The sequence below is a fragment of the Clostridium budayi genome, assembly GCF_055396605.1.
Genome location: NZ_AP042456.1, coordinates 2,193,313 through 2,218,733, shown reverse-complemented (window position 1 = coordinate 2,218,733; position 25,421 = coordinate 2,193,313). Strand labels below are relative to the sequence as shown.

Sequence of the window (25,421 nt, the reverse complement as noted above, 5' to 3'; positions counted from 1 at the left end):
AATTATAAAATAGTACTAGAAAAATTTTCTAGTACTATTTTAATAAAAAAGTAAAGTTAATTAGAGGTTAAAAAAATAAAGAAAATATGAATAATATTAATTGGCTGAAAAATATACCAAAAAGTATTACAATGACATTATAATTGTTATATAATATCGATAAAAGTTAGACGAGAATTTTATTATAAATAGTTTATAATATTACTTATAAGAGGTATCCTCTAAACTTCCTAATGTGATCACAGTATATTTAGTAATAGATTTTATAATAAAATCTCTATAACAATTAATATAAGTATTAGTGTATTTTTATAAGAGTATAATTAGCGGAGTTTTATTTGGTAAAGGTTTTATGAGAAATTTTTGAGATGAGATTATATATAGAAATGGTTATAGGTTAATTATAGTAGGGATTATACTGTTATTAAAATGTAAATTAATTAAAAATAATACTTAATACAAGCTGTACAATTTATTAATTGTATGGCTTTAAATTTTATAAAAAAATATTAATAATATATTTAGAATAATAATTTCATAAATATATATGTTATAATTTATAGTAATATAGAAGGAAGGAGAGGTTAGATTGAGATGAATTTTAATAGAGTTTTTAAATATAAAGATATTCTTATAGTCGTATTTTTAGCATTTGTAGCATATAAAATAGTAGATAATTACTCAGTTTACTTTTCTTTTATAAAGAAATTTTTAGTAGTTATAACACCTTTTATATATGCTTTTATATTTGCATATATACTGAATCCAGTTATGAAGTTTTTTGAGAAGAAGCTTAAGTTTAATCGTGGAGGAGCAGTAGCAATTACATATATAATTGTTGCAGGTATATTAGCATTAGTTGGGATATTTGTTATACCAAGTTTAATAGATAGTATAATATCTATTACTAAAGAAATTCCAACTTACGTTAATACGGTTCAAGAATGGGTAAATTCAGCTCTTAAAAATGATAAGATTTATGCCATAATGAAAGATGCTGGAGTATTAAGTACATTAACTACTTTATCTAGTAAGGTTGGAACTGTGATTATGAGTATTTTAGAAAATATGGCAGGGTCATTGTTAACAATAACAACTGACATAATAATGTTTTTCTTTGGATTCTTAATTTCAATATATGTATTGCTTGATAAAGAAAGATTTATAAAGCAATCTAAGATATTAACTAAAATGATATTAGGGGAGAAAAAAGGAAATGGACTTATAAACTTAGTTAGAACATACAACAGTATGATAGGAGCTTATGTTGGTAGTAAAGCATTAGATTCGCTAATAATAGGTATTATGTCACTAGTTGGACTTATTGTACTTAAAGTACCTTATGCAATACTTCTTGCAATTGTTGTTGGCTTTACAAATATGATTCCATACTTTGGTCCATTTGTAGGTGAATTAGTATGTGCAGCTGTAGCTATATTTGTTTCACCTTGGAAAGCACTTGCAGTATTTATATTCTTACTTGCACTTCAACAATTTGATGCTTGGTATTTAGAGCCCAAAATTGTAGGAGGAAAAGTTGGAGTAACACCATTTCTTATTGTATTTGGGGTTACAGTAGGTGGAGGATTCTTCGGAGCCATAGGAATGCTTTTAGCATCTCCAACTGTAGCAACAATGAAAATATATTATGATAAAAAAGTTAAGAAGTTTACAGAGGAAGAAAAAAGAAGAAGAGAATTAGAAGACATAGAAGATGTAGAAGATATAGATAATTAGAATATAAATAAAAAAGTAGCAGAGGGAATTATTTCCCTCTGCTACTTTTTACTTTCTAGATGGACACTTTTTACTGCATCCGCTACAGCCACTACAATGTCCTTTAGAAGACTTTTTAATATTTTTATATATTATATATACAGCTACTGCTGCGATTCCTATTGCTATTGCAATTTCCATTTATATCACCTTCATTTTAAATAAATATTGAAGCTATATTGTAGAATATAAATGCAACTACCCATGCAAGTACCAGTTGATAGCAAACTGAAAAAATTGTCATCTTTGTTCCATACTCTTTCTTCATAGTACCTACAGTTGATACACAAGGTACATAAAGTAAAGTGAATATTAAGAATGAGTAAGCTGAAATTGCTGTGAAGAATTGAGGTAGAATAACCTTTAAGTCTCCGTTAAATATTACTTCCATTGAAGAAACAACACTTTCTTTTGCAAGCAATCCACTAAGTAATGATACTGCTGATTGCCAGTTACCAAATCCAAGTGGCGTAAATATTGGAGCTATAAATGATCCAATAGATGCTAACATACTTTCATCAACATTTTCAACTAATCCATGTAAATTAAAGTTTGATAAGAACCAGATTACTACAGTCATTGCAAATATTATAGTACCAGCCTTTTTAATAAAGCCTTTAGCTTTATCATAAGTTTGTTTGATTATTGAAGTTAATTGAGGAATTTTGTAGTTTGGAAGTTCTATGATGAAAGGTTCCTCATCCTTTTTAAATATAGTCTTTTTAAATAAAATACCTATTAAGAATGCTATAACTACTCCAAGTAAGTATAGTGATGCAACAACTAATCCTCTATGTTCAGTAAAGAATACTGAAGCAAATAATGCATAAATAGGAAGTCTTGCATTACATGACATTAATGGAACAAGAAGAGCTGTAAGCTTTCTATCTTTTTCACTCTCTAAAGTTCTAGCAGACATAATTGCAGGAACTGAACATCCAAATCCAACAATCATAGGTATAAATGCTTTTCCTGAAAGTCCCATCTTTCTCATGAACTTATCCATTAAGAATGCTACTCTTGCCATATATCCACTATCTTCTAAGAATGCTATACAAACAAATAGTGCAAGAATTACAGGTAAAAGTACTAATATACCACCAACACCGCCAATGATACCATCAACTAATAATGATTGGAACCAAGGAGATGTATTTGCAAGTAATGTATGCATCCATGGTATAAACGAATTATTTAATAATCCATCTAACCAGTCAGATATAGGTTGTCCAACCCAAGCAAAAGTGAATTGGAACATAAATGCCATAATTAGAATAAATAATGGATAAGCTAAAAATGGATTTAGTAACACTTTATCTAATTTTTCAGTTAAATCTTTTTTATTAGCATTTTTTTTATTTAAACAGTTTTGCGTAACTTTTTCTATGTATTTGTAAGCTTCTTTCTCATCATAAAAGTTAAACTTCTTACTATCATCTAAAATTTTATAATCTTTTTTTTCTATAGCTTCTTTTACTAAGTCAATTCCTTGCTTTTTAGCAGCAATTATAGGAATTACTGTAACTCCAAGTTCAGAAGAAAGCTTGTCATAATCAATTTCATAACCTTTGCTATTAACAACATCAATCATATTTATTGCAAGAATTATTGGCTTATTAAATTGCTTAAGTTGTGTTGTTAAATAAAGATTTCTATCTAAGTTTGAACCATCAACTATATTAAGTATTAGATCAACATCATCATTCTCTAAAAAGTTTTTAGCTACAATTTCTTCATTAGAAAATGTATCCATTGCATATATTCCTGGTAAGTCTACTATTTTATAATCTTTATAGTATCCTTCTTTTTTTTCAACAGTAACTCCAGGCCAGTTACCTACATATTGCTTTGATCCCGTTAATGCATTAAATAATGTTGTTTTACCCACATTAGGATTCCCAAGCAGTGCTATTGTTGTCATTTAAATTCCTCCTTATGCTAGCAAAATAATATTTTTAGCATCTTTTTTTCTTATAGCTAAATCAAATCCTCTAAAATTAATTATTAGTGGATCTCCAAGAGGCGCTGCCATTTTCATTATTATTTCAGTACCTTCTATACAACCAAGTGCTAAAAGACGTTTAGTTAATTTACTATCACCTTTTATTCTATCTATAATTCCGTGTTCTCCTGGTTTTAAATTTATTAGTTCCATTTTCCTTCACACCTCACAATGAAAATCATTATCATATTATTATAATATCACTATATGAATTTAGAAGTCAATGTTTAGTGTAAATTTATATAAATTAAAATTTTTGGCAACAATATAATGGGATAATATTTTTAAAGTAAATTATTTGTTTTGCAAAAGAAAAATTTGTATGTATAATAGTAAGAAATATTAAATACGAAGGAGGAATTTATATGGAAAAAAGAATAGCAGCATTTTTCGACATCGATGGAACATTATATAGAGAAGGACTTATAACAGAAGTCTTTAAGAAGATGATTAAATATGAAATAATTGAACCAGAAAAATGGTATAACGATGTAAGAAAAGATTTTGATAAATGGGATAGAAGAGAAGGGGATTATGATACTTATCTTCTAAAGATGATTGACATTTATATGGATGCTATAAAAGGATTAAAGAAAGATCAAATAGAATTTATAGCAAAAAGGGTAATAGAACAAAAGGGAGACAGAGTATATACTTTTACTAGAGACAGAATAAGATGGCACAAAAAACAAGGACATATTTTAATTACTGTTTCAGGTTCACCTAAAGAACTTGTAAAAGAAATGTCTTTAAAGCATGGATTTGATGATTATAAAGGTGCAGAATATACTTTAAATGAAAATGGTGTATATACTGGCGATGTAATTCCTATGTGGGATAGTGAAAGTAAAGAAAAAGCAATAAAAGAACTAGAAGAAAAATATAATATAGATTTAGAAAATAGCTACGCTTATGGGGATACTGCAGGAGATTATACAATGCTTAGTAAAGTTGGTAATCCATATGGAATGAACCCTACAAAAGAGTTACTTAAAAAAATTTTAAATGATAAAGCTTTAAGAGATAGAATAAATATTATTGTAGAAAGAAAAGATGTAACGTATAATCTAAATGTAGGGGATATCCAATTTGAATAAGAAAGAGTGATTCTGTGATTATAAAAGAAAATGTTATACCTGTAGATGAAATAGATAATAAACAATTTTTGAAAATGGATGAAGAGGTTTTACCAGAAGAAATTATATTTTTCGACTTAGAACACTATGTTTATAAGAAGCCTAAATGCATAGGGGTTTTTGGTGCTTGTATTTATAATGAAAAAAATAGAGTATTAGAAGTAACTCAATATATGCTTGAAAATAGAAAAGAAGGATTAGATATACTTAATCTAGCACTTAGATATTTTCAAAGAATGAAAGAGAATGGTAAAAAAGCAATATCTACTTTTTCAGGTAATAATGATTTTACAGTAATAAATTATTTATTCAATAAGTATAATATTTCCTATGATTTTAGCAAAGAATTTTTATCAATAGACCTTCAAAAAGCTTATGAAAGAGATATTAAAACATCAATAGGTCTTAAAAAGCTTGAAAAGATTTTTGATATAGAAAGGCAAGGAGAAGTTATAAGTGGTTCAAACCTTGCCAAAACATTTCATAAGATAATGAAAGATAGTGATTATATAAAAAGAATGCCTAAAGAAAAAATTGAAAATATACTTCTTTATAATGAACAGGATGTTGTAAATTTATTTTATATATTTACTAATTGGAAAAAGTATATAGTTATAAAAGAAGAAGAGGATATTTTAAAAGAGGCTGAAGCTAATGATAATAATTTTAGTGATGATACATTAGGTAATAATGAACAATCGGAAAATATATCCGAAAATGAAGAGTCAAGAAAAAAAGTTAAAGAGATTATTCCTAAATAAATTAAAAAAGTTTAGGAATAATCTCTTTTCTTATATATTTTTAGTGGATTTAATGTAATATCTTATAAAAAAGATATATTAAATCTTAAAGATTACGATTATTTTTATTCTTTAGTAATTGTTTTTCCGTTACTACATAAAGTTATTGTACCGTCTTTATCAGTTCTATAAACTTTAACTTTATATTTTTCTAATTTCTTTAAAGTTTCTTTGTGAGGATGTCCATAGTCGTTATTAGGGGCACAAGATATAACTCCAATTGAAGGATTAACTTTCTTTAAGAACTTTTCTGTAGTTGAAGTTGTAGAACCATGGTGACCTAATTTTAAAACATCAGCTTTTATGTCGTAACCTTTATCTAAAACATAATTTTCTTCAAGTTTTTCAGCATCTCCAGTAAATAAGAATGATGTATCACCATATTGTATCTTCATTATTGGAGAGTAGTTATTTAAATCTTTTTTATCATTAAAATTAGCTTTTGGAGAAAATACAGAAACTTTAGTATTTTCACCAAGGTCTATAGAGTCTGTACCTTCTTTTATAACATTTATTTTTAAATTTTTCTTCTTAAGTGCAGTAACCATTTTTTCAAATGTTTTAGTAGTATGTTCAACTTTAGGTGCATAGAACTTTCCAATTTCATACTTATTTATAACATCATCCATATTTCCAATATGATCTTCATGTGGATGTGTAGCTATTACGTAGTCTAACTTTTTAATTTTTAATTTATCTAAGTAAGATATTAAGTCTTTTTGATTTGAACCAGGACCTGCATCTATCAGCATGTTAAGACCGTTTACTTGTATAAGTTCTGCATCACCTTGACCAACATTTATGTAATGAACTAACATATCAGAATCAGTGTTAGTAGATTTCTTTGAAGTAGTAGAAGTACTGCAGCTAGCTAAAGTTGTCATAGTAAAAATAATTAGAAGTGATAAAAGTAATTTAAAAGTTTTTTTCATTATAAACCTCCCAAAATTTATTTATATACTGTAATAGTTTAACATCATATTATATAATAATAAAGAATTACAGTATGATATAATATAATTAAATAGCAAATGAGGTGATTAGATGAGAATATTTAAATACATTGGTTACTTTATATATATGATGTTTGTTTGGCTTAAAGGTATTAAGTTTAAATATATATATAAAACTAAAGGTGAAAAAGAGGCATTTATGTATGGACAAAATGTCTTTTATAAATGGTGTGTTTATACTATAAAAACTGTAGGAATGGATATTGAAATTAAGGGGTATGAGAATATACCAAATGAAGCATGTGCTTTTATTGGTAATCATCTTAGTATATTAGATATACCAGTTTTAAGATATGCAGCAAACAGAGATATTGGATTTGTTGCAAAACAAGAAGTATTAAAAGTGCCGGTGTTAGGATTTTGGGTTAAACACATGAACTGTGTACCTTTAGATAGAAGTAATCCAAGAAGTGCAATTAAGGTTATAGCACAAGGAGCTCAGTATTTAAAGGATGGATACAATATGGCTATATTCCCAGAAGGAACACGTTCAAAAAACGGAGAAGTAAGTGAATTTAAAAAGGGAAGTATGAAGCTTGCAGTGAAAGCAAAAGCCCCAATAGTTCCAGTATCAATTTATGGAACTTCTAAATGTTTTGAGGATGATAGAAAATTTAAAGAAGGTAAAGTTACAATAGTATTTGGAAAACCTATTTATACAGAAAATTTAACTAAAGAAGAAGAAAAAACTTTAACTTCTAAAGTTAGAGATGAAGTAATTAAAAATATGATAAGAGTATAATTTTAAGAGAACTATAAGTCTTTATAGTTCTCTCTTTATATTAAATTTCATGAACAGATATTATTTATAAATTATATAATTAAATTATAGTTTATTTTTTATTTAGAAAGTTTTTCTTAAACAAGAATACAATAATTTGTTAAACTTGAAAAAAATAAAAAATATAATAAATTTAGGAAGTAAAGATTTTCAGAATAAAAATTTTAAAAAATGAAAAAATAATATTATCAATATTGCAGAAAATATGATATAATGGCTTTAAATGATTGAAATGATATAAAAAATGCAATTTTCAAAACGAAAAAATTTCATTAGGGGGCAATAATTTATGAAAAAAGAGTTTTCGATGAGCAATGATAAAGTAATAATTAATTTTACAGCTAAGTACTGTTCTACATTTGAAGGGGTACTTGAAAGTGAAGGGTTTAGAAGAGTTTTAGATAGTTATTTAAGAAGAATACAAAATAAAAGAACTTTAAGTTATAGATATTTATCTAAAGCGCTAAATTCAGAAGATATTCTAGAGTTAAGAAGAGATCTTATGAGAGCATTTAAATTCTTAACAGTTATGAATGTTAAAGAAATAGTAGAGTTTAATGAAAAGTACACTGAATTATTAACACAAAAAGAGGAATTAATAGGATTAGTTGAAGAGTTATATCTTTTCTGGAGAAGGCTTGAAAGATATACATTAATAAATGGAGGAAGGGTTGATAGTGGCTTAGCTAGAATAAGTTTTACAGAAGCTAATGATGCTTTATCAAAACTTATACTTCGTCTTTATAGAAAAGTCGAAAAAAATATATTAGATAAGCAGCCTAAAGTATTTAGACAAATACCAGCAGGTGGAAATTCATGTATTATGATAAATAAAATACTTTGGCCAATACCAAATGGGTATGAAGCTTTAGAAAATATACCATTTATCGATAGCATACTTCTTGAAACTCCATTTATAACATATCCAAAGAGAAATACAAGAACAGGTATGTTTAGTGAAGTTTATGAAAATCCATTAAAATATGCAAATATAAATGAAGATCATTGGTTCTGTTATCCTGCAAAGGTTGGAGAACTTTTAGCATATATTTACTTCCATAGAGATTATATGGCTCACGGAATTACATTATGTAATCTTTTTGAAATGGCAAGAAAAGAAGAGTGTAGAGGAAGAAAACCAGATATGATATATGTATTTGGAGCAAATGATGAAGATGGAGATGAAGGATTAAAAACTGTTTTCTATGATGATAAAGAAAATGACATTATGCTAGGATATGTAAATCATTCAGAAGAGATTGATTACTTTGGTTACATGAAGAAGATGACATTAACTCTTCACAATTTAATAATGATTAAGAGAGGTAACTTACCAATACATGGGGCTATGGTAAATATTACTCTTAAAGATGGAAAAACTGCAAATGTTGCTATAATGGGAGATAGCGGAGCTGGAAAATCAGAAAGCTTAGAAGCATTTAGAACACTTGGAGAAGAGCATATTTCAAATATGACTATTATATTTGATGATATGGGAACATTTAAACTTAAAGACGGTAAAATATTTGGATATGGAACAGAAACAGGTGCATTTGTAAGATTAGATGACTTAGATCAAGGATATGCATTTAAAGAAATGGATAGAAGTATATTTATGAATCCAGACAAAACAAATGCAAGATTAGTAATGCCAGTTGCACCTTATAATGAAATAATTAAAGGATACGAAATAGATTTATTCTACTATGCAAACAATTATGATGAAGTAGAAGAAGGTGGAAACTCAATTAGCTATTTTGAAAATGCTAAAGATGCAATTAAAGTATTTAAATCAGGTGCTAGAATGGCTAAAGGAACAACATCAGAAAAAGGTTTAGTAGAATCATATTTTGCAAATCCTTTCGGACCTGCTCAAAAGCAGGAAGAAACAGATAAGTTATTAGATAAATACTTTAATGCTATGTTTGATGGAACTGTTAAAGTTGGACAATTAAGAACATGTCTTGGGGTAAAAGGACAAGAAAAAGTAGGACCAAGAAATGCAGCATTAGAATTATTTGAAGAAATTAAAAAGCTATAGTTTATAAAAAAGAGGATGATTTAAATCATCCTCTTTTTAAATAATCTTTAAAATGTGAATAAGTTTTATTAGGTACAAGTAATTTACCAAGTGTAACTAATAAATCAAATACAAAGTAACATAATAAAATAATTGATATTAATTTAGCTGAATGTTCAGAAATAAGTTCAGTAAAACCTGTAAGAAGTGGATGTACGATTTTTATTGCAAAAATAGTTGCAAGTCCCCAGCCTAGTGAAAAGTGAAAACAAATTCTTCCGTGTAAATTTAAAGGATCATCTGTATAATCCCACCATTTAAGATGGAAAAGCTTTTCTAAAATATAACTTGTTACATATTCTATAAATGATATTAATATAGTTGATACAATAAAAAGAATAAATAAATTTCCACTAAAACCTTCTAATAAGTGAATAACTAATAAAATACATATCCCATATATAGGACAAAATGGACCGTATAAAAATCCTCTATTTATAAATTTCTTTTGAGTAAAATACTGATATATTACTTCGGCGCACCAGCCTAAAAAAGAATATATAGTAAATAAAATCATGAGATTTGAAAAACTCATTAAATCCCTCCAAATTTATATATTTAGTATAGAAGATATACTGAATATATTATTTAATTAATCATTTACAGCACTATTTCTAGCAAAGAATGATATAGAATAAAGTCCAGCAATACCTACAAGTGTATAAACAATTCTACTAACTGTACTCATTTCACCGAAAAGCATAGCTACTAAATCAAAATCAAATATTCCAATCATTCCCCAGTTTATTGCACCAATAACTACTAACAATAATGCTATTTTGTCGATAAATTTCATAAAAAAACACTTCCTTAAAATATTTTCATGACTTATTATTAACATCTTAAGAAAGTATTATGCATTGTATTATAGTGTTATATTTCTATTTATTGGTTGTGATAATGATATTATTGTATCTGTTCTTTGAATACCTGTTATAGTATTTATTTTATTCATTAATAATTCTTGTAAGTCAGCAATATTTTTACAGATAACTTTTGTAAATATTGAATATGTTCCAGTTGTAACGTGTAATTCAACAACTTCTTTTATTTTTTGAAGTTCCTCAATAACGTATTCAAATGAAGATGTCTTGTCAACAAAGACACCAACGAAACAACAAACGTCATAACCTAGTTTTGGAAGATTTAATATTATACGAGTTCCTTTTATGATACCCATATCCTCCATCTTTTTCATTCTTACATGGATTGTACCACCACTTACATGGCATATTCTAGCTATTTCTAAGTATGGTGTTCTACAATCTTTTATTAATAAATCTAATATTTGAAGATCTAAATCATCTAATTGTAAATTAGGGTTTACAGCCATTAAATCACCTCTATGAATTTAATAAATTTATAAATCAACATATATTTTATCAAAAGATCCTTATTAATTAAAGGATGTAATGTGAAATGTTTAAAAATATTCACAAATATTATTAGTTTAATAAAGTTTACAGTAAATGAGAGGAAAGTCAATATAATACTTGTAGAATTCAAAAAAAATTAATCTTTTACTTATTTTACTTGAAAAGATTAGCAATTTAAATTAATATTAATTATATAAATCTAATTAGGAGGACTTTATATGGGTATATTAATTACTATATTTTCTTTTTTAGTAATGCTAGCTATAGTAACTGGGCTGTACTTTTTACTTAAAAAATATGTATTTCCAAAGGTGCGTATTAATAAATATATACCACTTGCAGTAGCGGTAATATTACTTATTATACAAATGACTGGTAAAATGCCAAATTCAATTGTTGGAATGATAGCAACTCCAGTTATAGTTTTATCTTTCTTATGGTTTATGGATATACAACAAACTGGTGGACCAAAGAAGGCTGAAAAGAAGATTGTTATAAAGCCAAAAGCTAAGCCAAATAGAGCCAAGCATTTAAAAAAATAAATAAAGAAATCCAAAGTGTGATAGCAACATATAATATAGCCATCCCTTTTGGATTTCTTTTTTATTCTATAAAAATAGGAGAACTTAAAGCTATTTTATCAGAAGATTGATAAATTTTAATTAAAAACCAGTTTTGATTTTCGGTAACAGTGTGTTCATAAATATACTTTATTCTATTTAAATTTAAGTTATCTATGGAATGTATTACTTTGCCTCCGTTTGAGATTATTTCAATTTTAATTATTGAATAATACTTATCCTCAATTAATATAGAAAATTTTATTGAAGAAGTTTCTTTAGGAAGTATACTACCCATAATAAGATTATTAGCAAAAAAGCATAATTTTAAGCTTCTAGATTCCGAAGAAAAAGTAAGTCTATTGCGAAAACTGTGTATTATGTTTTGTTTTGATAACTTTGATGCAATAACACCTGTAATATTATCATAATCTCCAAAATCCATCTTTAGATTATTTTGACTGTTTATTGTTCCAAGCTTCCATCCATTATCTAATAATTTAAAGAAAAACTTATCTCTTCTTATATATCTACCGCCAAAAGAGCCGTAACAAACTTCAACGGAAGTTAGTATTTTATTTAATACATCATTGTAAGGAAGTGACAAAGTATTTTTTAATGGATGTTTTAAAATGGCAAAAGCGTCCTTATTATTTAACATCCATATAATTAGTAGGTCTATATTAGTAACATCTCCAACAAAGAAAGTTTTAGAATTAATAATATTAATATCACCATAAGGAGTTGTTTTTGTTTCAAAACCAATTAGTGGCACAAAGTTTTCTTTTTTTCTTGAAAACCTTCTGCAAAAATATGATGATAAGTTCCATCTAGATAAGGTTTTAGAGTTATAAGATATATTTTTTACTAGATAGTCATTAATATCTGTAATAAATAAAAAATCCAATTTATTATGATATCCATGTGAAAAGGCTTCATAAGGATTTCCAGCGCCGTTAGAGTAACTTGTATAACAGCTTGGAATGCCATAATATATATTGATATCTTTTAAATTGAAAATATTCATACTACATTTATCATGTTTACCCATACAATTAATGTTCCTTTAAAATTGCTATTATTTATATATAGTAGTAAAGAGTATAAAATAATGACAATAATTTATTTAAATGATAAAATAATAGGAGAATTTAAACTTGGAGATGAGGATTATGATTAAAAAATTTAAAGAAAGTACACCAGTAATTAGTGAAAAGGCATATATTTCTGAAGATACGTCAATAATAGGTGATGTATTAATAGAAGAAGATTGCAACATATGGTTTGGAGCAAGACTTAGAGGGGACATGAATAAAATAGTGATTAAAAAGGGAACTAATATACAAGAAAATTCTGTTGTTCATGTAGATGATGATTATGAAACTATTATTGGAGAAGGTGTAACTGTAGGACATGGTGCTATAGTACATGGATGTACTATTTCAGACAATGTATTAATCGGTATGGGTTCAATAATATTAAATGGTGCAAAAATAGGGAAAAATTCAATTGTTGGAGCAGGAGCATTAGTTACTCAAAATAAAGAATTTGAAGAAGGAGTATTAATACTTGGAAATCCAGCAAAGGCTGTTAGAAAATTAAAACAAGAAGAAATAGATAGCATAAAAGAATCAGCTAAACATTACATAAGTTTAAGCAAGGAGTATGCTTAAAATACAGGAGGAAAAATGATAAAAATAGGTGAATATAACACACTAGAAGTTTTAAAAGAAAGAGACTTTGGTTTCTTTGTAGGAGACAAAAGGGAAGAAATATTACTTCCAAAAGCATTATTAGATGGTAATGAGATAGAAGTTGGAGATGAAGTTACAGTATTTATATACTTAGACTCAAAAAACAGACCAGTAGCTACAATGAAAAAGCCTCTAATAGAAGTAGGTAAAGTTGCATATTTAGAAGTAGTTCATCAAAATGATTTTGGTGCATTTTGTGATATGGGACTTGAAAGAGATTTATTTGTTCCAATTAAAGAACAAAGATTTAAGATGCTAGTTGGTAAGAAATATTTATTTTATGCTTACTTAGATAAGACAGGAAGACTTGCAGCAACAACAGATGTAGATGGATACTTAGATCAAGGTGAAGGATTTGAAGTAGACCAAATGGTTAAGGCAATTTCATATGGAAAAGGAACTTCAACTACAATAAAGGTTGCAATAGATGGGAAATATAGAGGGATAATACTTGGTAATGAGCATTTTGAAACTATATATCCAGGAGAAGAAGTAGAAGCTAGAGTTAAAAGAATATATGAAGATGGTACAATAGGACTATCAACTAGAAAGAAAAGACTAGATGCAAGAGAAGAAATCAAAAACGATATAATGAATTATCTAAAATCAAATGGTGGAGTTATGCCATATAACGATAAATCAACACCAGAAGAAATAAGAGAAACTTTTAACGTAAGTAAAAATTACTTCAAGATGGCACTTGGTGGCTTAATGAAGGAAGGCTTAATTGAGCAAAATGAAAAAGGAACAAAATTAAAGTAATATAAAGAGCTATATAATAAACTTTTAGGATTCTTAAAAAATCCAATTTAGTTTATTATATAGCTCTTATTAATTAAAGAAATATATTTAATATTTTTCTAATCTTTTATAAAAAGTTTTACTATTTCATTTACTGCAAATGGAACAAGTGAGATTAAGAAGACAAATTCAAAATCTCCAATATTAAGAGGATAAACTTTAAATACTGATGCTAAAAATGGAACTGAAATTATTATAATTTGTAGTGCAATTCCTAATAGTATTGAAAGTAATAAATATTTATTTTTAAATATACCAACTTTAAATACTGATTTTCTTAAACTTCTCATAGAAAGTGATAAGAAAAGTTGTGAAACACTAAGAACTACAAATGCCATAGTTTGAGCATGGATTAATGAGTCATTATAGTAATTAAGTCCAACTTGGAAAGCTATAAGCGTAACAGCACCAATTACTATTCCATTTAAAATTAAAATAAAAGTATTTTCTTTATTAAATATTTTTTCTTTTGGACTTCTAGGTGGATCATCCATAACACCTTTATCAGATGGATCAACTCCAAGAGAAAGTGCAGGGAAACTATCTGTTATTAAATTTACCCATAATATGTGTATAGGTAGTAATGGAGCTGCCCAATTTAAAAGTATTGCAACAAATAAGGCGATTATTTCTCCAAAATTACAAGATAAAAGGAAAGTAATAGCTTTCTTTATATTAGTATATATATTACGTCCTTCTTCTACAGCACCTACAATTGTTGTAAAGTTATCATCAGTTAAAATCATATCAGCTGCACCTTTTGCTACATCAGTACCTGTTATACCCATAGCAACACCTATATCAGCACTCTTAAGGGAAGGTGCATCATTTACACCATCTCCAGTCATAGAGACAATATTATCATAAGATTTAAATGCTTTAACAATTTTAACTTTATGCTCAGGGGAAACTCTAGCAAATATTCTATATTTATTTATATTCTTAGTAAGCTCTTCATCACTTAATTTATTTATTTCACTACCTTCAATACATTCATCAAAATTATCAGAAATACCAAGTTCATGACCTATTGCATAAGCAGTATTTTTATGGTCACCAGTTATCATAATTGTTCTTATACCAGCTTTTTTGCAAAGTGCTATTGAATCTTTAACTTCTTCTCTTGGTGGATCTATCATACCCATAAGTCCAACAAAGATAAGATCTTTTTCTATATGATCTACAGCAATATCTTTAGAAGATAAATCTTTATAAGCCCCTCCAAGTACTCTTAGAGCATCATCAGACATACTATTTGCTTTAGATAATAATTCATTCTTTATTTCAGTTGTTAAAGGAACAACTTCTCCATTTAATAGTATTGAATTACATACATTAAATAATGAATCAATGGCACCTTTTGTATGAACTCTATATCCATTTTCATACTCATTTAATGTACTCATAAGTTTTCTGTCAGAATCAAAAGGTACTTCATTAACTCTATTATATTTTGAATTTAAATCATCTTTAAAAAGATTAAATCTTACTCCAACATCTAAAAGAGCAACTTCAGTTGGATCACCAGTTGCACCCTTATCTGAAGAGGTTGCATCATTACAAAGAATCATAGTTTCAAATAAAATTTTAGAATTTAAATTTAGTTCCTTAACATCTGATACAGAATAAATATCTTCATTATCATAAATTTTTCTAACTGTCATTTTATTAAGAGTTAGTGTACCTGTTTTATCTGAACATATTATATTTACTGAACCTAGAGTTTCAACCGCAGGTAGTTTTTTTACAATTGCATTTTGTTTAATCATTCTTTGAACCCCAAGTGCAAGAACTATAGCAACTATTGCAGGAAGTCCTTCTGGAATTGCAGCAACAGCTAAACTTATAGAAGTAAGTAGCATTTCAAATAAGTCTCTTCCTTGTATTACACCAATTATAAGTATTAAAGCACATATTAATACAGCAGCAATACCAAGAGTTTTTCCAAGAGAAGATAACTTCTTTTGAAGTGGAGTTAAATCTTCTTTTTCTTCATCTAACATTTTAGCTATCTTACCAATTTCAGTATTCATTGAAGTTCCAACGCAGACACCTAGTCCTCTTCCGTAGGTTGCAAGAGTAGACATATAAGCCATATTTTTTCTATCGCCTATAGGAACATCAGCATCTTCTATAATTATATTAGCATCTTTATCTGATGGTATAGATTCACCAGTAAATGCGGATTCTTCAATCTTTAAATTTGCAGTTTCTATTAATCTAAGATCACAAGGTATATATCTACCAGCATCTATTACGACAATATCACCAATTACTACGTCTTCAGATGGAATTTCAATAATTTCTCCATCACGTTTTACAAGAGCTTTAGGTGTAGATAAACTTTTAAGGGCAGATAGAGCTTTTTCAGCTTTAGATTCTTGAACTACACCAATTATTGCATTAATAAATATGACTATTAAAATTATTATAGAATCACTAAATTCACCCATAATAGCAGAAATAATTGCAGCACCAATTAGTATATAAATCATTGCATCATTTATTTGTGCAAAGAATATACTAAGTAATGTTTTAGGTTTAGCCGTTAATAATTTATTTGGTCCATTTTTTTGAAGCCTATTATTTGCTTCAGTTTTAGTAAGACCATTAATAGAATCAGAGGAAACTTCTTTTAATACAGTATCAATACTTTTGTTATACATAAACTTATCACCTCAATACAAAAATATTATAAAATTTAATATACCTACTAAAATATAGAGTAATCATAATAGTGCAATTAAATACATGGTAAATTTATAGAGATATATAAATTTTTTTGATATAATTTAATATAAAGAAAAAATTAGTAAGTCTATATACTATATACATTTTTTCAGTTTAATAACACAATAATATATGTAGAAATATAAGGAGGAGATATTATGAAAAAGAAAATAGCAAGTATTTTAATTGTTATGCTTTCAGTTTTCACACTAATTGGATGTGGAACAGAAAAGAAAGCAGAAGAACCTGCAAAAGAAATTAAAGTAATTGTTCCAGATGGATTACCTGCAATGTCTGCAGCTAAACTTATAAATGATAATAAAGAAATTGAAAAAGGAATAAAGGTAAACTATACAATAGAGAAGACGCCTGAAACACTTGTAACGGATGTTATGAAAGGTGATGCTGATATTGCAATAGTACCTTCAAATGTTGCTGCAACTCAATATAATAAGGGAGCAGGATATAAAATCGCTGCAACAACAGGTTGGGGATCATTCTATTTAGTATCAACTGAAAAGATAAATAATATAAAAGAATTAAAAGGAAAAGATATATATAACATAGGTAAAGGACTTACACCAGACATAGTTACAAGGGATGTATTAAATAAACTTGGATTAGATACTAACAAAGATGTAACATTTAGCTACTTAAATGGAGTAACAGAACTTGCACCTACTATTCTTTCAGGAAAAGCTAAGTTTGCAGTTATACCAGAACCAGCTTTAAGTCAAGTATTAGCTAAAAAACCAAATTTAAATATAGTTATGAACATAAATGATGAGTGGAAGAAGTTAAATAAAACAGAATATGGATTCCCTCAAGCAACAGTAATAGTTAAAGAAGATTTAATTAAAAATAATAAAGAATTTGTAGATAAATTCTTAGATGAATTAAAAGAAAGTGTAAACTTTGCAGTAGATAATAAAGATAAGATAGGTGAAATCTGTAGCAAAATAGGAGTATCAGCAAATAAAGATATAATAGGAAAAGCTATGGAAAAAGCTAATTTAAAATATGTACCAATCAAGGATTCAAAGAACGAATATAATACTTACTTTAAAAAGTTATATGATTTTGATAAAAAATCAGTAGGAGGAAAGATTCCAAATGAAGGAATCTACATGGAACAATAAAATACAGATAATATTAGGATGTATTTTATTATTAGTTATATGGCAACTTGTTGCATATAAAATAAATAATGATATATATATTCCAAAGCTTCAAGAAGTGTATAATTCACTAGTTGAAATAGTAACAGGAAAAGATTTTGTAAAAACTGTACTAAGTAGTTTTTATAGAAGTTTAGTAAGTTTTTCTATTGCACTTCTTTTAGCAACTATAATAGGGGTACTATCTAGTTTGTACCCCTTTATAAATAATCTTTTAAAACCTTTGAATTCTATAGGTAAAACAATTCCCACATTAGTATTAGTTGTATTAGCACTTATATGGTTTAATAAAAATAGTGCACCGTTTGTAGTTGGTACTGCAATAGTATTTCCTATTTTATATGATGGAATAGTAAATACTCTTACTAAAAAAGATAAAAAGATAGAAGAAATGCTAGAAATATATGAAGTACCAGTTAAAAAGAGAGTCAGAAAAGTGTATATTCCAAATATAATATTTTATATATTGAAAGTATTAGTTCCAAGTTTATCGTTAGCTTTTAAAGTTGTAATAGCTGGAGAAGTACATGGTCAACCTAAGTATGGAATTGGTACAGCAGTTCAATTAGAAAAGATGAATTTTAATACACCAGGTATATTTGCATGGATAGTTATAATTGCAATAATATCAATATTATTTGAATTATTAAATAAAATTTTGACTGGAAAGTATTATAGGTGGCAAGAAGATGCATAAATTAATTTTAAAAAATATAAATAAGAGTTTTGGAGATAAAAATATACTTAAAGATTTTAATTTAGAATTAGATAATTGTAAGATAAATTGCTTAATAGGAGAGTCTGGAAGAGGAAAAAGTACAATTTTAAATTTAATATCAGGACTTTTAAAACCAGATGGCGGAGAGATAATAGGTGCTAGTAAAGAAAGGGTAAGTTATATATTTCAAGAAGATAGATTATTACCATGGCTTACTGTATATGAAAATATTGAACTAGCATTATGTAAATATTATAGTAAAGATGAATTAAAAGAAAAAATAGATTATGTACTCAAAAAAGTTAATGGTGAGGATTGGAAAGATGTTTATCCAGGAAAGTTAAGTGGAGGTATGAGACAAAGAGTAAATATAGCAAGAGCACTTGGAAAGCCTTCAGATATAATACTTATGGACGAACCATTTAAATCTTTAGATTATAAAACAAAGTACTCTATAATGAAAGAATTTAAAAATATATTTTTAAATGATCATAGAATAGTAGTTTTCGTAACCCATGATGTAGATGAATGTATATATTTTATGGGGAAGGTTATTGTAGTTTCAGGTACTCCATTAGGTATTAAGGGAATATTTAATGAGAACTTAGAAAAACATAAAGAAGAAATTATAAATTTATTGTAGGGAGGAGCGCATGATTAAAAAATTTATTAATTATTATAAACCGTATAAGAAATTATTTTTCTTAGATATATTTGTAGCACTTATAGCAGCTGTATGTGATTTAGTTTATCCATATATGACAAAAGAGCTTATAAATATTACTATTCCTAATAAAAATGTTAGGATGATAGTTATATTCGGAATAGTTTTAATTGGAATATTTATTGTAAAAGCAATATGCGGATATTTTATGCAATATTGGGGACATGTTGTTGGAGTTAGAATGCAAGGAGATATGAGAAGAGATTTGTTTACTCATCTTCAAAAACTTCCAAATAGCTATTTTGATAACAATAAAACTGGGGATATAATGTCTAGAATAGTTAATGATTTAAATGATATTTCAGAACTTGCACACCATGGACCTGAAGATTTATTTATTTCATTAATAATGTTAATTGGATCATTTTTAATACTTGTAAATATTGATGTTACTTTAACACTTATAATATTTGCTTTTATTCCAGTAATAGTTATATTTACTTTCATTCAAAGAAAGAGAATGCATAAAGCTTTTTTAAAGACTAGAGAAGAAACTGGCTTTGTAAATGCAACGTTACAAAATAGCATTTCAGGAATTAAAGTTTCAAAAGCTTTTGTAACAGAAGAACAGGAAATAGAAAAGTTTGAAGTTGGGAATAGCAGATTTAAACTTGCAAGAGAAAAAGCTTATAAAGTTATGGCACAGTATTTTTCAGGAGCTAATTTAGCTGTTGATATATTAAACTATGTTGCCTTAATTGCAGGGGGAATATTTACATTATACGATAAGATTTCCATAGGAGATTTTATGGCATATGTTTTATATATAAAGATGTTTACAGATCCAATAAAGAAACTTATAAACTTTATGGAACAATATCAAAATGGAATGAGTGGTTTCCATAGATTCATAAATACACTTTCAATAAAGCCTGAAGAAAACAATGAAAATAGTGTAGAACTAAAAGATGTTAAGGGCACAATAGAATTTAAAGATGTACACTTTAGTTATGAAGATAAAAAGATATTAGAAGGAATATCACTTAAAATTGATTCAGGAAAGATGTTTGCCTTAGTTGGACCATCAGGTGGTGGTAAGACAACATTTTGTAATCTTATTCCAAGGTTTTATGATATAGACAGTGGTGACATTAAAATAGATGGACAAAGTATCTATGACGTAAAACTAGAGTCACTTAGAAATAATATAGGTATGGTTCAACAAGATGTATTTTTATTTACAGGAACAATAAAAGAAAATATTCTTTATGGTAATATGAATGCAACAGATGAAGAAGTTATAAATGCTTGTAAAATGGCAAATATTCATGACTTTATAATGGAACAAAAGGATGGATATGATACTTTCATTGGAGAAAGAGGAGTTAAGTTATCTGGTGGGCAAAAGCAAAGAATATCTATTGCAAGAGTATTCTTAAAAAATCCTAAGATATTAATATTAGATGAAGCAACGTCAGCTTTAGATAATACTACAGAATATATGATACAAAAATCCTTAGAGAAACTTTGCAAAGGTAGAACTACTATTGTGGTAGCGCATAGATTATCAACAATAAGAAATGCAGATGAAATAGTTGTATTAACTGATAATGGAATTGAAGAAATAGGTAGTCATAAAGAACTTATGCAAAAAGATGGAGTTTACAAAAAATTATATGATTCATCAATGAAATTAAGCTAATTTAATAAGATTTTATATAAAAGGACAAAGAGTCAATTAACTTTTTGTCCTTTTTAAAACTGCATAAGAATAATAAAAGAATAATAGTTAAAAATAGTATTGACTATTAAGATAAAAAGTATTAGAATTAATAAAAAAGATAAAATACCCCTTAGGGGTATATTGAGAAGGAGGAGTTTATTATGCCAAGACATATCGGGGATAATAATTTTAATACAGAAGTTTTAGAAAATAAAGGAGTAGTACTAGTTGACTTTTTTGCAACTTGGTGTGGACCATGTAAGATGATTGCTCCAATTATAGATGAATTAGAAACTGAAATGGGAGACGTTAAATTCGTAAAGGTTGACGTTGATGAAAGTCCAGAAGTAGCAACAAGATACGGAATACAAAGTATACCAACATTAAAAGTATTTAAAGATGGAGAAAATGTTGATACTGTTGTAGGTTTCTTACCAAAGGAGCAAATAAAAGCTTTAATAGAAAAGAATATGTAAGAGGATGATTCTATGAATGAAAGATATGATATTGCAATAGTAGGTAGCGGACCTGCTGGACTATCTGCGGCCCTTAATGCAAAGATTAGAAATAAATCCTTTATAATATTTGGAAGTGATAACTTTAGTGAGAAGTTAGAAAGAGCACCTAAAATCAATAATTATTTAGGGTTTTGCGGTGGTACAGGAAAAGACCTTTCAGATAATTTTAAAGAACACATAACTAAGATGGGAATAGAAATAACTAAAGAAAGAATAAACAATATTTATTCTATGGGAGATTATTTTGCTTTAATGGTCAATCAAAAGATGTATGAAGCAAGATCAGTTATTTTAGCAACAGGAATAGAATACACAAAACCATTAAAAGGTGAAGAGCAGTTTATTGGAAAAGGTGTAGGATACTGTGCAACTTGTGATGCACCTCTTTATAAAGGTAAGAGAGTAACTATAATTAGTTATATGGAAGAGGGAGAAGAAGAAGCTAATTTTGTAAGCGAGCTTGCAGAGGAAGTATTCTATGTACCACTATATAAAGGTGAATATAAATTAAATGATAATATAAAAGTAATAAATGATAAGCCTTTAGAAATTGTGGGCGAAAGCCACGTAGAAAAAGTAGTATTTACAGATAGTGAAATACAAACAGATGGAGTATTTTTACTTAAAAATGCTGTTCCACCTACTCAATTAGTACCAGGACTTGAAATTGAAGATGGACACATAAAGGTAGATAGACTTATGCAGACAAATATTAAAGGTTGTTTTGCAGCAGGAGACTGCGTAGGTAAGCCTTATCAGTATATAAAATCAGCTGGAGAAGGCAATATTGCAGCACTTAGTGCAACATCATATTTAGGATAAAAAAAGTGTCAGAATTTCTGACACTTTTTTTGTTGACAAGGATATAATATACATTATAATATATTTTTAAACGTATAATTTAAGGGGGGAATTAAAATGAAAGATCATAGAGAAGTACTTATATCAAGAATTAAAGAAGCTTCAGAAAAAGAATATACAAGAGAAAGTCTTTCATTATTAAATTTTGAAGAGCTTAAAAAGTTATCAGAAGAGCTTACTTCAAAATAAGAAAGGATTAATTTATGCTTGTAGAATATTTTATTTAAAGAGAGTAGCGTAATATTTATTATATTTGCTGCTCTTTTTAATTTATATATAGTAAAAAATCTTAGGAGGAATAAATGGTAAAGGTAATATTAGTAGCATGCATTATTATATTATTAAGTGTAATTATATTAGTAGAATATACATATAAAAATGCTATCATGGCAGATAGAAAGACAGATGAGATAGCAATAGAAGTATTAAAAAATAGAAATTTATATAATAGTGAATTAGAAAATATTTTAGAAAAATCTAATTATGAAGAAATAGAATGCGTATCAAAAGATGGATATAAACTTAAAGGATATTATTATGAAAAATATAAAAATGGTGATAAAGGAGTTATACTAGTTCATGGATATACAGCAAATCATATAATACATAGTCCATTTGTAAAGCTGTTTTTAGATGAAGGATTTAATGTTCTTTTAATAGATATGAGAAGTCATGGAAATAGTGAAGGAAAATATGTAAGTTATGGAATGCACGAAAAGGAAGACTTAAGTATATGGCATGAAATATTAAAATCAAAACTCAAAGAAGGAGCATTTATAGGTCTACATGGGCAATCAATGGGAGCAGCAACTTGTCTTATGTACGGTGCTTATAAAGAAAATGTAGATTTTATAGTTGCAGATTGTGGTTACTCAGATGGAAAAGAGCTTATGAAATATCAAATACATGAGAAAGCTAAAGCACCATTTAATATAATTTATTATTTATTAAATAAGAAGTTAAAAAGAAAATGTAACTTTAGCTTCGATGAAATATCACCGATTAAAGATATAAAATATTTAAATATACCGATATTTTTTGTTCATGGAACATTAGATACAAAAGTTCCCTTTAGAATGAGCAAGGAAATGTATGAGAGCAGAAATAAAAGTTTTGATAAATTTCTTGAAGTTAAAGATGCAGAACATATGGTTTGTTTGGCAAAAGAAAAAGATAACTATAAAACTATGTTACATAACTTTTTAAAAGAAGCAGAAGATTTAAAAAAGCATTAAGGAAATGTTTCCTTAATGCTTTTAATATACTAATTATTTTCTTTTAGTAGCTACTTCAACGTTAACTCTTCTACCGTTAAGCTTAATTCCTGAACATTTAGCTATAACTTTTTCAGTTATATCAGGTTCAACTGAAACGAATGAGAAGTTTTCAAGGATATCAATTTTATTGATTTTTGATCCTTTAACTTTAGCTTTTTCAGTAATGAATTGAACAAATTTCTTTGGTGATAATTTTTCTCTCTTACCTATTGAGAAGAATAATCTAACGTCTTCTGATTTAGGTGTACCTAATGCATTTTCTTTGTAATCAAATGACATTTCATTATCAAATTGCATTTTTAAAAGTGCAGCTAAAGCATCAGCAGGATCGAAATTTTCTAATATTTCTTCAGCTAGTGGTAAATACTTCTTGTATGCTTTCTTTTGTAGAACGCCTTCTATACTTGAGTATTTATCTTTAAGCTTTTTATCTAATATTTCCTCAACTGTAGGTAATTGAGCTTTTTCTATATTACCTTTAGTAACTCTTTTAATTTCTCTCATCATAGAATTTTCTCTTGGAGTAACGAATGAGTAAGCAGTACCTTCTCTGTTAGCTCTACCAGTTCTTCCTATTCTATGAACATAGCTTTCAACGTCTTGAGTTAAATCATAGTTTATAACGTGAGTAACACCATCAACGTCAATTCCTCTAGCAGCAACATCAGTAGCAACTAAGAAGTTTAATGAACCATCTTTAAATCTCTTTAAAGTCTTCATTCTATGTTGTTGTGACATATCTCCGTGCATTCCTTCAACAACATAGTTTTTGCTTTGCATTTGTTCTACTAGTTCGTCAACACCTTTTTTAGTCTTACAGAAGATTATAGCTATTTCAGGTGTATCAAAATCTAAAACTCTACATAATGCTTCAAATTTATTTCTATGATTAACTTCAAAGTATGTTTGCTTAATCTTTGAAACAGTCATAGCAACCTTTTTAATTTCAATATGCTTAAGGTCAGGTTTCATGTATTTTTTTGCTAATTTTTTAATTTGAGGTGGCATTGTTGCAGAGAATAAAAGAGTTTGACGATCTTCAGGAAGTTCATTTATTACGCTTTCTATATCATCAATGAATCCCATATTAAGCATTTCGTCTGCTTCGTCTAGTACTAGATAATTAGCATGATCTAATATAAGTTTTTTTCTTCTAATTAAGTCAAGAACTCTTCCTGGAGTACCAACAACTATATCAACATGATTGTTTAAAGCTTTTATTTGCTTTGTTATTGAGTCTCCCCCGTATACAGGAAGAACAGAAATCTTTTCGTATTTAGTAAGTTTATTAAATTCTTCATAAACTTGGATTGCAAGTTCTCTAGTTGGTGTAAGTATTAACGCTCCAACGTGTTTTGATTTTTCAAATGTATTAAGAATAGAACAACCAAAAGCAGCAGTTTTTCCAGTTCCTGTTTGTGCTTGCCCTATAATATCATATCCTTCAGTAGCTAGTGGTATACTTTCTGCTTGTATAGCAGAAGGTGCTTCATATCCTAAATCAGTTATTGCCTTTAAGATATTTTCTCTTAAGTTTAAATTTTCAAATTTTATATTATTCATTCAAATTTCCCTTCATGTTTATATTTGTACCGTACAATCTATAATAATTTTTATCAACTTATTAAGTATATAGTATATTGAGGGTAATTGTAAAGGCACATTCACACATT

26 protein-coding genes are annotated in these 25,421 nt (G+C 27.5%); 16 read left to right on the top strand and 10 right to left on the bottom strand.

Going from position 1 to position 25,421, the window contains the following annotated elements:
* The first annotated feature begins 594 nt into the window (after positions 1-594).
* The gene (locus ACZ5TJ_RS10645; RefSeq protein WP_464199528.1) at positions 595-1,737 is read left to right on the top strand and encodes an AI-2E family transporter; all 1,143 of its coding nucleotides are present in this window, start codon (positions 595-597) and stop codon (positions 1,735-1,737) included.
* Positions 1,738-1,785: 48 nt separating this feature from the next.
* Here ACZ5TJ_RS10645 and ACZ5TJ_RS10640 read toward each other — a convergent pair whose 3' ends face one another.
* Genes ACZ5TJ_RS10640 through ACZ5TJ_RS10630 form a run of 3 tightly spaced genes read right to left on the bottom strand, consistent with a single transcriptional unit; the run spans position 1,786 to position 3,931 of the window.
* Positions 1,786-1,917, bottom strand: coding sequence for a FeoB-associated Cys-rich membrane protein (locus ACZ5TJ_RS10640; protein ID WP_077229529.1), 132 nt, complete (start codon positions 1,915-1,917; stop codon positions 1,786-1,788).
* Positions 1,918-1,933: 16 nt separating this feature from the next.
* The gene (gene feoB, locus ACZ5TJ_RS10635) at positions 1,934-3,697 is read right to left on the bottom strand and encodes a ferrous iron transport protein B (RefSeq protein WP_464199525.1); all 1,764 of its coding nucleotides are present in this window, start codon (positions 3,695-3,697) and stop codon (positions 1,934-1,936) included.
* A gap of 12 nt (positions 3,698-3,709) precedes the next feature.
* Positions 3,710-3,931 carry a FeoA family protein gene (locus tag ACZ5TJ_RS10630; RefSeq protein ID WP_464199523.1) on the bottom strand — a complete coding sequence of 74 codons (222 nt, stop codon included), beginning with the start codon at positions 3,929-3,931 and terminating at the stop codon, positions 3,710-3,712.
* Between the two features lie 212 nt (positions 3,932-4,143).
* Here ACZ5TJ_RS10630 and ACZ5TJ_RS10625 point away from each other — a divergent pair, with 212 nt between their 5' ends.
* Together ACZ5TJ_RS10625 and ACZ5TJ_RS10620 are read left to right on the top strand one after the other, a co-directional pair.
* Positions 4,144-4,875: an HAD-IB family hydrolase gene (locus tag ACZ5TJ_RS10625; RefSeq protein WP_055207183.1), complete on the top strand. Its 732-nt coding sequence runs from the start codon at positions 4,144-4,146 to the stop codon at positions 4,873-4,875.
* Between the two features lie 14 nt (positions 4,876-4,889).
* Positions 4,890-5,675, top strand: a complete 786-nt coding sequence (locus ACZ5TJ_RS10620) for a ribonuclease H-like domain-containing protein (protein ID WP_464199520.1) — start codon at positions 4,890-4,892, stop codon at positions 5,673-5,675.
* A gap of 104 nt (positions 5,676-5,779) precedes the next feature.
* Here ACZ5TJ_RS10620 and ACZ5TJ_RS10615 read toward each other — a convergent pair whose 3' ends face one another.
* The gene (locus ACZ5TJ_RS10615) at positions 5,780-6,646 is read right to left on the bottom strand and encodes a ComEC/Rec2 family competence protein (RefSeq protein WP_464199518.1); all 867 of its coding nucleotides are present in this window, start codon (positions 6,644-6,646) and stop codon (positions 5,780-5,782) included.
* A 112-nt stretch (positions 6,647-6,758) separates the two neighbouring features.
* Here ACZ5TJ_RS10615 and ACZ5TJ_RS10610 point away from each other — a divergent pair, with 112 nt between their 5' ends.
* Positions 6,759-7,469 (top strand): lysophospholipid acyltransferase family protein, encoded by a 711-nt coding sequence (locus ACZ5TJ_RS10610; RefSeq protein WP_464199516.1) that lies wholly within the window; start codon positions 6,759-6,761, stop codon positions 7,467-7,469.
* 328 nt (positions 7,470-7,797) lie between these two features.
* Entirely contained in the window at positions 7,798-9,549 is a 1,752-nt protein-coding gene (locus ACZ5TJ_RS10605; RefSeq protein ID WP_464199514.1) for a phosphoenolpyruvate carboxykinase (ATP), read from the top strand.
* 25 nt (positions 9,550-9,574) lie between these two features.
* Here the strand turns inward: ACZ5TJ_RS10605 and ACZ5TJ_RS10600 are convergent, their stop codons facing one another.
* The 3 genes from ACZ5TJ_RS10600 to ACZ5TJ_RS10590 form a co-directional block, all read right to left on the bottom strand.
* Entirely contained in the window at positions 9,575-10,123 is a 549-nt protein-coding gene (locus ACZ5TJ_RS10600; protein WP_464199512.1) for a putative ABC transporter permease, read from the bottom strand.
* A 57-nt stretch (positions 10,124-10,180) separates the two neighbouring features.
* Positions 10,181-10,384: a DUF378 domain-containing protein gene (locus ACZ5TJ_RS10595; RefSeq protein WP_464199510.1), complete on the bottom strand. Its 204-nt coding sequence runs from the start codon at positions 10,382-10,384 to the stop codon at positions 10,181-10,183.
* A gap of 69 nt (positions 10,385-10,453) precedes the next feature.
* Positions 10,454-10,921: an Lrp/AsnC ligand binding domain-containing protein gene (locus ACZ5TJ_RS10590; protein WP_464199508.1), complete on the bottom strand. Its 468-nt coding sequence runs from the start codon at positions 10,919-10,921 to the stop codon at positions 10,454-10,456.
* A gap of 261 nt (positions 10,922-11,182) precedes the next feature.
* Here ACZ5TJ_RS10590 and ACZ5TJ_RS10585 point away from each other — a divergent pair, with 261 nt between their 5' ends.
* A complete protein-coding gene (locus tag ACZ5TJ_RS10585; protein WP_464199506.1) occupies positions 11,183-11,506 on the top strand; it encodes a hypothetical protein in 324 nt (107 codons plus the stop codon).
* Positions 11,507-11,567: 61 nt separating this feature from the next.
* Here the strand turns inward: ACZ5TJ_RS10585 and ACZ5TJ_RS10580 are convergent, their stop codons facing one another.
* The gene (locus ACZ5TJ_RS10580; RefSeq protein WP_464199504.1) at positions 11,568-12,575 is read right to left on the bottom strand and encodes a histidinol phosphatase; all 1,008 of its coding nucleotides are present in this window, start codon (positions 12,573-12,575) and stop codon (positions 11,568-11,570) included.
* 121 nt (positions 12,576-12,696) lie between these two features.
* Here ACZ5TJ_RS10580 and ACZ5TJ_RS10575 point away from each other — a divergent pair, with 121 nt between their 5' ends.
* The gene (locus tag ACZ5TJ_RS10575) at positions 12,697-13,197 is read left to right on the top strand and encodes a gamma carbonic anhydrase family protein (RefSeq protein ID WP_464199502.1); all 501 of its coding nucleotides are present in this window, start codon (positions 12,697-12,699) and stop codon (positions 13,195-13,197) included.
* A gap of 15 nt (positions 13,198-13,212) precedes the next feature.
* Positions 13,213-14,040 carry a CvfB family protein gene (locus ACZ5TJ_RS10570; protein WP_464199500.1) on the top strand — a complete coding sequence of 276 codons (828 nt, stop codon included), beginning with the start codon at positions 13,213-13,215 and terminating at the stop codon, positions 14,038-14,040.
* A gap of 98 nt (positions 14,041-14,138) precedes the next feature.
* Here the strand turns inward: ACZ5TJ_RS10570 and ACZ5TJ_RS10565 are convergent, their stop codons facing one another.
* Positions 14,139-16,745 carry a cation-translocating P-type ATPase gene (locus ACZ5TJ_RS10565; protein WP_464199498.1) on the bottom strand — a complete coding sequence of 869 codons (2,607 nt, stop codon included), beginning with the start codon at positions 16,743-16,745 and terminating at the stop codon, positions 14,139-14,141.
* Between the two features lie 222 nt (positions 16,746-16,967).
* On the opposite strand from ACZ5TJ_RS10565, the gene ACZ5TJ_RS10560 reads away from it, so the two are divergent.
* The 8 genes from ACZ5TJ_RS10560 to ACZ5TJ_RS10525 all read left to right on the top strand — a co-directional run bounded on the left by ACZ5TJ_RS10560 (position 16,968) and on the right by ACZ5TJ_RS10525 (position 23,706).
* Positions 16,968-17,948, top strand: a complete 981-nt coding sequence (locus ACZ5TJ_RS10560; RefSeq protein ID WP_464199496.1) for an ABC transporter substrate-binding protein — start codon at positions 16,968-16,970, stop codon at positions 17,946-17,948.
* A complete protein-coding gene (locus ACZ5TJ_RS10555; RefSeq protein ID WP_464199494.1) occupies positions 17,923-18,684 on the top strand; it encodes an ABC transporter permease in 762 nt (253 codons plus the stop codon). The genes ACZ5TJ_RS10560 and ACZ5TJ_RS10555 overlap by 26 nt, the downstream gene beginning before the upstream one ends.
* Positions 18,677-19,348 carry an ABC transporter ATP-binding protein gene (locus ACZ5TJ_RS10550; RefSeq protein ID WP_464199492.1) on the top strand — a complete coding sequence of 224 codons (672 nt, stop codon included), beginning with the start codon at positions 18,677-18,679 and terminating at the stop codon, positions 19,346-19,348. The genes ACZ5TJ_RS10555 and ACZ5TJ_RS10550 overlap by 8 nt, the downstream gene beginning before the upstream one ends.
* Positions 19,349-19,358: 10 nt before the next feature.
* Complete coding sequence (locus ACZ5TJ_RS10545; RefSeq protein WP_464199490.1) at positions 19,359-21,071, top strand: ABC transporter ATP-binding protein; 1,713 nt, start codon at positions 19,359-19,361, stop codon at positions 21,069-21,071.
* Positions 21,072-21,253: 182 nt separating this feature from the next.
* Positions 21,254-21,568, top strand: a complete 315-nt coding sequence (gene trxA, locus ACZ5TJ_RS10540) for a thioredoxin (protein ID WP_464199488.1) — start codon at positions 21,254-21,256, stop codon at positions 21,566-21,568.
* A 12-nt stretch (positions 21,569-21,580) separates the two neighbouring features.
* Positions 21,581-22,432 carry an NAD(P)/FAD-dependent oxidoreductase gene (locus ACZ5TJ_RS10535; RefSeq protein WP_464199486.1) on the top strand — a complete coding sequence of 284 codons (852 nt, stop codon included), beginning with the start codon at positions 21,581-21,583 and terminating at the stop codon, positions 22,430-22,432.
* Positions 22,433-22,528: 96 nt separating this feature from the next.
* Positions 22,529-22,660 (top strand): hypothetical protein, encoded by a 132-nt coding sequence (locus tag ACZ5TJ_RS10530; protein ID WP_464199484.1) that lies wholly within the window; start codon positions 22,529-22,531, stop codon positions 22,658-22,660.
* 113 nt (positions 22,661-22,773) lie between these two features.
* Complete coding sequence (locus ACZ5TJ_RS10525) at positions 22,774-23,706, top strand: alpha/beta hydrolase (protein ID WP_464199482.1); 933 nt, start codon at positions 22,774-22,776, stop codon at positions 23,704-23,706.
* A 33-nt stretch (positions 23,707-23,739) separates the two neighbouring features.
* Here the strand turns inward: ACZ5TJ_RS10525 and ACZ5TJ_RS10520 are convergent, their stop codons facing one another.
* Positions 23,740-25,311 (bottom strand): DEAD/DEAH box helicase, encoded by a 1,572-nt coding sequence (locus ACZ5TJ_RS10520; protein ID WP_464199480.1) that lies wholly within the window; start codon positions 25,309-25,311, stop codon positions 23,740-23,742.
* Positions 25,312-25,421 lie beyond the last annotated feature (110 nt).